The sequence below is a fragment of the Paenibacillus forsythiae T98 genome (assembly GCF_000520735.1).
Lineage (GTDB): Bacteria > Bacillota > Bacilli > Paenibacillales > Paenibacillaceae > Paenibacillus_AQ > Paenibacillus_AQ forsythiae.
Map to the genome: position 1 here is coordinate 1 of NZ_ASSC01000843.1, position 8,605 is coordinate 8,605.

Consider the following 8,605-nt stretch of genomic DNA (forward strand, 5'->3'; position numbering starts at 1 on the left):
GTAGGACGTTGCCAAGCACATGAAACCACTGCTGAGTTCACAGCAGTGGTTTTTGTATATCGCGGAGAACGCGAACAGGCCGTCCTTTTTAGGGAACGGCCTGTTCGCATGCTGTATTAATCGAGCGGAATCGCGGCTACGGACTCTCGTTCAATAATTTTATAGGCGAGGTAGAACTGTCCTTTCTCGGGGAACTTTCCTCCCTCGGCAAAGTGTCTGATCATGTGCTTGACGCCCTCTGCGCCAATCTCTCCAAAGGGCTGTTCAATCGTTGTCAGTTTGGGGGTGGTGATTCCGCTTACCGACAAATTGTCAAAGCCCATAACCGAGATGTCCTCCGGGACTTTGAGCCCCGCGTCGTAGATGCAGCGCATCGCTCCAATCGCCATCTCGTCGGAGGCTGCAAATATGGCGGTCAGTCCGGTCTGTTCCCGCTCGGCTAGAAGCTCCTTCATCGCTCTGTACCCGTCCTCAAAACGCATGTCGCCGTAGGCGACAAATGACTCGGAGAACGGCAGGCCATAGAAGTCGACCGCCTGTTTGTAGCCCTTGAGCCGGAGCTGTTCGCCTCGGTCATGCTGCTGTGTCAGCATCGCGGATATCATGCCGATCCGCCGGTGTCCGCGCGATACGAGATAAGCGACGGCGTCGAACGAAGCGCGAATGTCATCGACCTTGTAGGCCGGAAGTTTGGAGTTCTCGTGGGAATCCAACAGCAGGACGACGGGAATTTGCAGCGTATCAATCAACTTGTCGTACTCGGCGGGCATATGAAAGCTTGTCAGAATAACTCCGTCAACCAGATGCTGCTGCACGAAGGAGAACGCCTCGGTGAGACCCTCCTCGTTCATTTTGCCGCTCTTTAGCTCATACAGGATCAGATCGATATTGTTCTCCTGCGCGACCCGGCTGATTCCGCTGAATAATTCGCCGAAGAAGAACGATGTGATATATGGGATGATGACGCCCAGTGAGATTTTCGCGTTCTTTATATTGGTCTGCTTGAACTTGGCTGTGTCGAAATAGTTAAGCTTCTTCGCGGCCTGCATCACGCGCTCGCGCGTTTCCGGATTGACCATCGCCGGCTTGTTGAGCGCCCTGGACACGGTCGCAATGGAGATCCCCACATAGTCTGCTATATCCTGAATTGTCGCCAATACTATAACCCTCCGTTTCTTTCTTTCCCGGAGGCCGACCTATCGGACCGCTCGGAACCGTATGTTGCAGTTAACTACACTCTTCTTTCAATTATACCCGATACAGCCCTGTCCGAACAGACAGCCTTCCTCTTTCGTCGGCAGTTGTCGTCTAGCCCTTCTCTGCGCCGGATGTCAATCCGGCAACCAGATAGCGCTGCAGCAGTAGGAACAATGCTGTAATCGGAACGGCAATCAGCACGCAGCCGGCGGCGAACATCGTAAACTGAAGCTTCGTTCGGTCCGTAACAATGTCATACAGCCCAACAGCCAATGTCTTTTTCTCCGGAGTCCTCAGCACGAGCCTGGCGAAGATGAAATCCGTGAACGGGCCGGTGAAGTTCATCAGCACCACATACACCAGCAGCGGCTTGGACAGAGGCAGAATCATGCGGAAGAAGGTATTCAGATGACCGGCCCCGTCGATCCGGGCTGCTTCCACCAGACTGCGAGGGATCGTGTCAAAATAGCTTTTGGAGAACAGGAAGAACAGCGGCGCTCCCGCAGCGGACACGATAATAACCGCCGCATGGGTATTCAGCAGGTTCATCTGATTCAGCAAAATATATACGGCTATCATGCTCATGAAGCCGGGAAACAAGCCAAGCGCCAGCAGCATGCTCATCAGGTTTTTTCGGCCGGTGAAACGGAACATTGAGAACACATACCCGGTCATCATAACGAGGACAGTTGAGATCGCTGTGCTGATCATGGCGATTTTGAACGTATTTGCATACCACTGGGCGAACGGATAGTTCTCGAACAGCTGCCTGTAATGGAGAAGGGTGAACGATGTCGGAAGCAGCGTCTCGCTAAAGAGCATATCTCCCGGCCGGAATGAGGACAGCAGTACCCAAAGGGCAGGATAAACACAGAACAGCGCGGCGAGCGACAGCAGCACGTAGCTTGAAGTCAGGCGCGCCGCTGTTCGAAAGGAACGCTTCTTCACTATAGCCTCTCCTCCTTAAATGACTTTGTTCGGCGGATGCTCCAGATGGCGAATCCGGACAAGATCACGAAGATGAATACTCCGATAACTGAAGCAAAATTGTACTGCCCCTGCTCCATGGACAGCTTATATAGCCAGGTAATCAGGATATCCGTATGGCCCGCGAATTGATAATTTCCGTTGACGGGATTGCCTCCGGTCAGCAGATAGATCACATTGAAATTGTTGATATTGGCCACGAATTGCATAATCAGGATCGGCATCATGGTGTACATCACGACAGGAAAAGTGATCCGCCGCAGCTTTTGCAGTCCATCCGCTCCGTCGATATCGGCGGCTTCATACATATCTCCCGGTATGGTGGACAGGACGCCAATAATCATCAGCATGATAACGGGGAACCCAAGAAGCATGTTGACAAGGACAAGCGTGAGCTTTGCCCATTCCGGGTCCGACAGCCAGGGAATCCGCCCAAATCCCATGAGTTCAAGATAGTCGTTCACCGGTCCGAACTGGCCGTTAAATACGTTGCGCAGGATGAGTGTAGATACGAACAGAGGAATGGCATAAGGAAGAATAAAGATCGTCCGCCAGAATTTTTTGAACCGGATATCCTTCTGCTGCACCGCGAGCGCAATAGCAAATCCGGCCGCAAAGCAGGTCAGGGTCGACGCCACGGCCCAGAGCAGGGTCCACAGTGTTACGCCGTAGAAGGTCTCGCTCCAGACGCGAAGCCGGAAAATATCCAGAAACGTCTCCAGGCCGTGCCAATTGATTAATTGGGCAGGAGGCATATGGTTGCGCGTGAAATCGGTGAAACCGAGCAGAATCATGAACACAATCGGCATGACTGTAAAAAATACGATACCCAGCACCGGAATTGCAATGGCAATCTGCGGGAAACGGTAATCAAGCAAGAAATGCAGCGTCTGCCTGAACGTATGCAGCGGTATCCCCGCTTCCCCAAGTTTCGCGCAGCGATAAGCATCCCTGACATTCTGCACATAAACGGCAAGAAGAAGAAGCATCAGAAAAATCATAATCAAGCCCTCAACCAGCAAATAGATGGAATGATCCCCCATTACCTGCTGGTACAGCTTGCCGACCTTTTCCAGACGGGCCGGTGTCTCTCCAAGTGTAACCAGCGCCCATAGCGCATGGGGCAGCTTGGCAATCGCCGCGTACAGACCTGCGAAATGCAGCAGCATCAGCACGATTCCCTTACCGTACTGACGGTTGTTAAGCTGACCCGCTCCCATAACGAGAATCGACAAGACGGCGCTTGTCCGACGGCCGGACAGAAAGGGTCTCTGAAATTCCATTATGGATTGTTTTTCCACCGCTATATTCACTCCTTATAAAGAAGCCGCCCCGCCAGCAGCGGAACGGCTGTTTGTAGTCACCCTTTTCACTATTTGGCTGCGGCAATATTGGCCTTCATATCCGCTACAGCTTTATCCAGTGTGGCTTTAATGTCGGCTCCATTCCAGATTTGTTCCAGCACGGGGGTTATATTTTGGAAGAAATACTGCACCTCCGGAATGACCGGCAGCATCTCCGCATGGGCTACATGCTTGGCGAAGACTTGAATGATGTCATCCGACTTCAGCTTCTCATCGTTCTCAATCCCGGCATAAGCAGGCAGCACGCCTCTCATCTCATAGTTCTTGAGCTGCATTTCCTTCGTGGTCATAAAGTGGGCGAACAGCTTGGACGCATTCGGATACTTCGAATACGAGCTTACGAAATAGGCGGGAACGCTCGCGTAAGGCTTGGGATCGACACCGCCCGGCATTTTGGGCATTTGAATGATTCCGACCTCAAACGGCAGGCTCTTGTATCGGCCCAAGTTCCAGATCCCGTCCAAAATAATCCCTACCTTGCCCTGCTCGAACAGCGATACCTTGACGTCCTCGGTAAGATCGGAGCTGGCCACCGGCAATATGTCCTTCAGCGAACGGTAGAATTCCATCCCTTTAACCGCGCCTTCGTTGTTCAGACCGATATCGTTCTTGTCGGTTCCGTGGTTGCCAAAGATATAAGCGCCATAGCCGGCCATGAACGAATAGTTGTAGAGCAAATTGTTGGTTTCGTAGAACAGGCCGTATTTGTTGTTGGGAATATCATTATACTTCTTGGCAAAAGCCTTCAGATCGTCCCATGTATCCAGCTTCGCATCCTTCACGATATCCTTGTTGACATACATCATAAACGACTCGATATTCCGCGGATAACCGTACAGAATGCCGTCGACGGTTACCGCATCCAGGGCGGATTTAACCGAAATCCTGGTTGTTTCCTCGCCAAAATAATCATTCGGCAGAAAGAGACCGGAGTTCGCATTAGGACCAAGCTGATCCGCTCCGGCAACAAACACATCAGCGCCGGTTCCCGCCGGACCATCCGTAATAAGGCGGCCGACCGTCTCCCAGAACATCACCTCTTCAAGCTTTACCTTGACATTGTATTTCTTCTCAAACTCCTGCACTGCATATTCGGAGAAAGCGTCTTTCTTGTCCCAGTAGACCAGCTCGGCCCCCGGTTCCGGCTGCAGCTCGTCCATCGCCGTATTTGAGCCGGGCTGCGGAGATTCACTTGCCGCAGACGGTGAAGGACTCGCCGCAGGCGAAGCGCTGCCGCAGGCGGTTAAGGCGAGCATGCCCGCCATCAGAAGGGAAATCAGTCCGGTTCTTCTTTTCATACACATACCTCTCCTCTTGGATACAAAATGTTAAGGCAGACCGACACGGTAGAAGCGACTAAATTGACCAAGCTAAGGACCTGACCCCATCTTCACCTGGAATATGTAAGGCTTTGTGACATATGACGTTGCCGTTCCTTACAATGTTCAATATACAAGAGGGCATTTTGATGTGCCAATCATTTTTGTGATTTGTTTTTTCAATAAAAGTTTAATATTTGAGCTATTATCTTTGATTTTAGAGAAAAATCAGGCGGGGGATCGTGATATTAATTCCGGTTAGGCTTGTGTTGTTCATCTTTATTAGTTGACACTATCTATTTAGCTAACTATTATTGATTCAAAGAATTGATTTATTTTCATGTAAAAATGTAAATTCTATAGAACCAAGAAGGAGTGGACTGCCCGTGACGAGGACATGGTGGAAGGAAGCGGTTATTTATCAGGTATACCCTAGAAGCTTCAGAGACAGCGACGGCGATGGGATCGGCGATCTTAAAGGGATCGAAGAGAAGCTGGATTATCTGAAAGAGCTTGGAGTTGATGTGATCTGGCTGGGACCTGTATATAAATCCCCAAATGATGATTACGGCTATGATGTGAGCGATTATTATGAGATCATGGATGAATTCGGCAGCATGGATGATTGGGAGAGCCTGTGCAGTGAAATTCACCGGCGGGGCATGAAGATTATGATGGATATTATTCTTAACCATACCTCTGACGAGCATGCGTGGTTTCAGGCTTCCAAAGCTCCAGGCAGCAATCCCTACCGGGATTATTACTACTGGCGCGAGGGGGGCGGCGAGCCGAATAACTGGGAATCATTCTTTGGCGGGTCGGCCTGGAAATACGATGAGGAGGCCCGTGCCTACTATCTTCACCTTTTCTCCGCCAAGCAGCCGGATCTGAATTGGTCGCATGATGCGCTGAGGCGGGAAATGTACAGCATGATGCGTTTTTGGCTGGAAAAAGGGGTGGATGCTTTCCGCCTTGATGCGGTCAACCTTCTGGTCAAGCCTGGCGAATGGCAGGATGCGGAGCCGATCGAACCGGATCATTGCCTGGCCCCGTGCGGGCATTTGATTGCCAATGGCGAAGGGATTCACGACATTTTTCAGGAGATGAACAAGGAGGTCTTCTCCCGTTACCCGATGTTTACCGTTGCGGAAATGGCCGGGGTATCGGCGGAGGAGGGATTGCTCTACACGGATTCCGCCCGCAAGGAGCTGGACAGCATTATTTATTTTGAGCATATGGATGTGGATAACGGTCCGGGCGGACGCTGGGAGACCATCCCGTTCTCTCTGCCGGCCTTCAAGCAAATCATTACACGCTGGCAGCTGGGACTCCAGGGCAAGGGCTGGATCGGCCTTTATCTGAACAATCATGACCAGCCGCGCGTCGTTTCCCGTTGGGGCGATGACACCCGCTACCGCATGGAAAGCGCCAAAATGTTCGCCACCTGCATCCATATGCTGCAAGGCTCTCCTTACATATATCAGGGCGAGGAGATCGGCATGACCAATATTCGTTTTGACAGCATTCAGAATTACCGGGACGTGGAGACCCTTAACTATTACCGGATCGAATGCGAGACGAAAGGCCGTCCTCACGAAGAGGTAATGCGGGATATTTATCTGAAAAGCCGTGACAATGCGCGTACGCCGATGCAGTGGGACGACAGCGTGTATGCGGGCTTCGGAACCGTGCAGCCGTGGATTGACGTCAACCCCAACTATAAGGAAGTGAATGTGGAAAAAGCCCTCGCCGATCCCGATTCCGTGCTGCACTACTACCGTGAGCTGATCCGGCTGCGGAAACGCCATGAGGTGATTGTCTACGGCGATTACAGCCCGCTGCTTGAGGAGCATCCTGATGTGTTCGCGTATCGGCGGACGCTGCATGATGAGACGCTGGTTGTCGTCGCCAACTTCTCCGGGCGGGAGCAGGCCGTTGATCTGGGAGAATCGGCCTTGGAGCCGATTCTGCTGCTGGCCAATTATCCCGATGCGGAAGAATCGCTTGCGGCGCTGCGGCTGCGCCCTTTCGAAGCGAGAATCTATCTTGTGCGTAGCCATGCCTCATAGAAATCTGCTTCAGCCCGAAAAGGGCATACCGGAAGAAACGGCTACCGTCTCTAATAGAGGAGGGTAGCTTTTTTTACATATAATTAAGTCTTTGTAGCGCGGACTTGTTGGGCCGAGTGCAAATCGTTTATTCACCCGGGCGCTGCCGGATTGCAAAAAACCTGATGAACCTGTATCAAGCGGGACTGCATGTGGGTAATGTATGGATAATGTATCGGTAAAGAAGCCTGGACGGCGTTGTTTGATTTTTTCGGATCAAAGACTTGGCATTCCGCGAGAATGTGCTATAATAATAAATAAGTCAAAGAAAGTCAAAGTCAACAGAGCTTACAGCAGGTGAATACTTAATCGTTCCCGTTCGTGTTTTCAAGTATGCGGTGTACAGTTTAGGCCACACTAGTAGGGCTTGAATGGAATCAAAATCCGGGCTTGTCAGCCGGCTTTATACGGGATTCGGCTCTTTGCACTTTGGTTAAAGTTCCTTTTGAAGGTCAAGGCCGGAAAGGGAACGTGCCATCGGTTGCATCTGCAAGCTCTGAATCTGGAGGATGAGTGATGCGCAATATCTCCGATATCATTGAACAATATCTGAAGAATATTTTGCATGAAAGTCCCGAAGGCACAGTAGAAATTCAACGCAATGATCTGGCGGACCATTTCTCATGCGTACCCTCCCAGATCAATTATGTAATCAGCACACGTTTTACGCTGGAAAAGGGCTATTTGGTGGAGAGCAAACGCGGCGGAGGCGGGTATATCCGCATTCAGCGCATTGAGCTTCCGCAGCACTCGGCGCTGCATACGCATCTTAACCAGAAAATTGGCTCGGGCATCGACCAGAGTACGGCTGAGGGACTTATTTATCAGCTTGAAGAAGCCGGTTTTTTGACCAGACGCGAAGCCTGCCTTATGCGTGCCGCCATTTCGCGCGAATGCATTGCGGTTAAGCTCCCCCATCGGGACGAGATTCGTTCCAAGATGATGAAGGCGATGCTGATCTCATTGCTCAGCAAATAATTCGGCGCTTAAAGGGAGGATTTCGTAATATGGTTTGCCAAGAGTGCGGTGTCAGACCGGCAACGCTTCATTTCACCAAGATTGTGAATGGAGAGAAGACGGAGTTTCATATTTGCGAGAACTGTGCAAGGGAAAAGGGTGAATTAATACCGGGTACGACGGGCGGTTTTTCCATTCATAGCCTTTTGTCGGGTTTATTGGATCTGGAGGGGGCAAGCAAGGGCAAATCCTCCGCCGAGGCCAAGCCCCACGAGGTTCGCTGCGAGGAATGCGGCATGACCTATGGGCAGTTCAGCAAGCTCGGACGCTTCGGCTGCAGCTCCTGCTACAAATATTTTGACAAGGGTCTTGATCCTCTTATCAAGCGGGTGCACGGCAGCACAAGCCATGTCGGCAAGATCCCGAAACGCGCCGGGGCGAAGATTCGCTTCAAGCGGCAAATCGATGAACTGAAGGAGCAGCTTCAGAAGGCAATCGCGCAGGAGGAGTTCGAAAGCGCCGCCGAATTAAGAGATCAGATTCGAAAACTTGAAAAAGAATTGGCACAAGAGTAAAGTCTTAAGATATATAGGGGGAATGCACGATGCCAAATCTCCGGTTTACCGAACAAGCGCTAAGTGAATGGATGCGCAGCGGCGGCAGCCCCCCCCCG

General features: G+C 51.4%; 7 protein-coding genes. 3 read left to right on the forward strand and 4 right to left on the reverse strand.

Annotated features, from left to right (window positions below):
- Positions 1-116 precede the first annotated feature (116 nt).
- The 4 genes from L692_RS0125775 to L692_RS0125790 form a co-directional block, all read right to left on the reverse strand.
- Positions 117-1,157 carry a LacI family DNA-binding transcriptional regulator gene (locus tag L692_RS0125775; RefSeq protein ID WP_025702774.1) on the reverse strand — a complete coding sequence of 347 codons (1,041 nt, stop codon included), beginning with the start codon at positions 1,155-1,157 and terminating at the stop codon, positions 117-119.
- 151 nt (positions 1,158-1,308) lie between these two features.
- Entirely contained in the window at positions 1,309-2,145 is an 837-nt protein-coding gene (locus L692_RS0125780) for a sugar ABC transporter permease (RefSeq protein ID WP_025702775.1), read from the reverse strand.
- Entirely contained in the window at positions 2,145-3,485 is a 1,341-nt protein-coding gene (locus tag L692_RS0125785; RefSeq protein ID WP_312001359.1) for a carbohydrate ABC transporter permease, read from the reverse strand. Before L692_RS0125785 ends, L692_RS0125780 begins: the two co-directional genes overlap by 1 nt.
- A gap of 71 nt (positions 3,486-3,556) precedes the next feature.
- Positions 3,557-4,846, reverse strand: a complete 1,290-nt coding sequence (locus tag L692_RS0125790) for a sugar ABC transporter substrate-binding protein (protein ID WP_051503588.1) — start codon at positions 4,844-4,846, stop codon at positions 3,557-3,559.
- A 407-nt stretch (positions 4,847-5,253) separates the two neighbouring features.
- Between L692_RS0125790 and L692_RS0125795 the strand changes: the two genes are divergently transcribed.
- From L692_RS0125795 to L692_RS0125805, 3 genes are all read left to right on the forward strand, one after another.
- The gene (locus L692_RS0125795; protein WP_025702778.1) at positions 5,254-6,936 is read left to right on the forward strand and encodes an alpha-glucosidase; all 1,683 of its coding nucleotides are present in this window, start codon (positions 5,254-5,256) and stop codon (positions 6,934-6,936) included.
- A 555-nt stretch (positions 6,937-7,491) separates the two neighbouring features.
- Positions 7,492-7,953, forward strand: coding sequence for a CtsR family transcriptional regulator (locus L692_RS0125800; protein ID WP_025690718.1), 462 nt, complete (start codon positions 7,492-7,494; stop codon positions 7,951-7,953).
- 29 nt (positions 7,954-7,982) lie between these two features.
- Entirely contained in the window at positions 7,983-8,507 is a 525-nt protein-coding gene (locus tag L692_RS0125805) for a UvrB/UvrC motif-containing protein (RefSeq protein ID WP_025702779.1), read from the forward strand.
- The last annotated feature ends 98 nt before the right edge of the window (positions 8,508-8,605 follow it).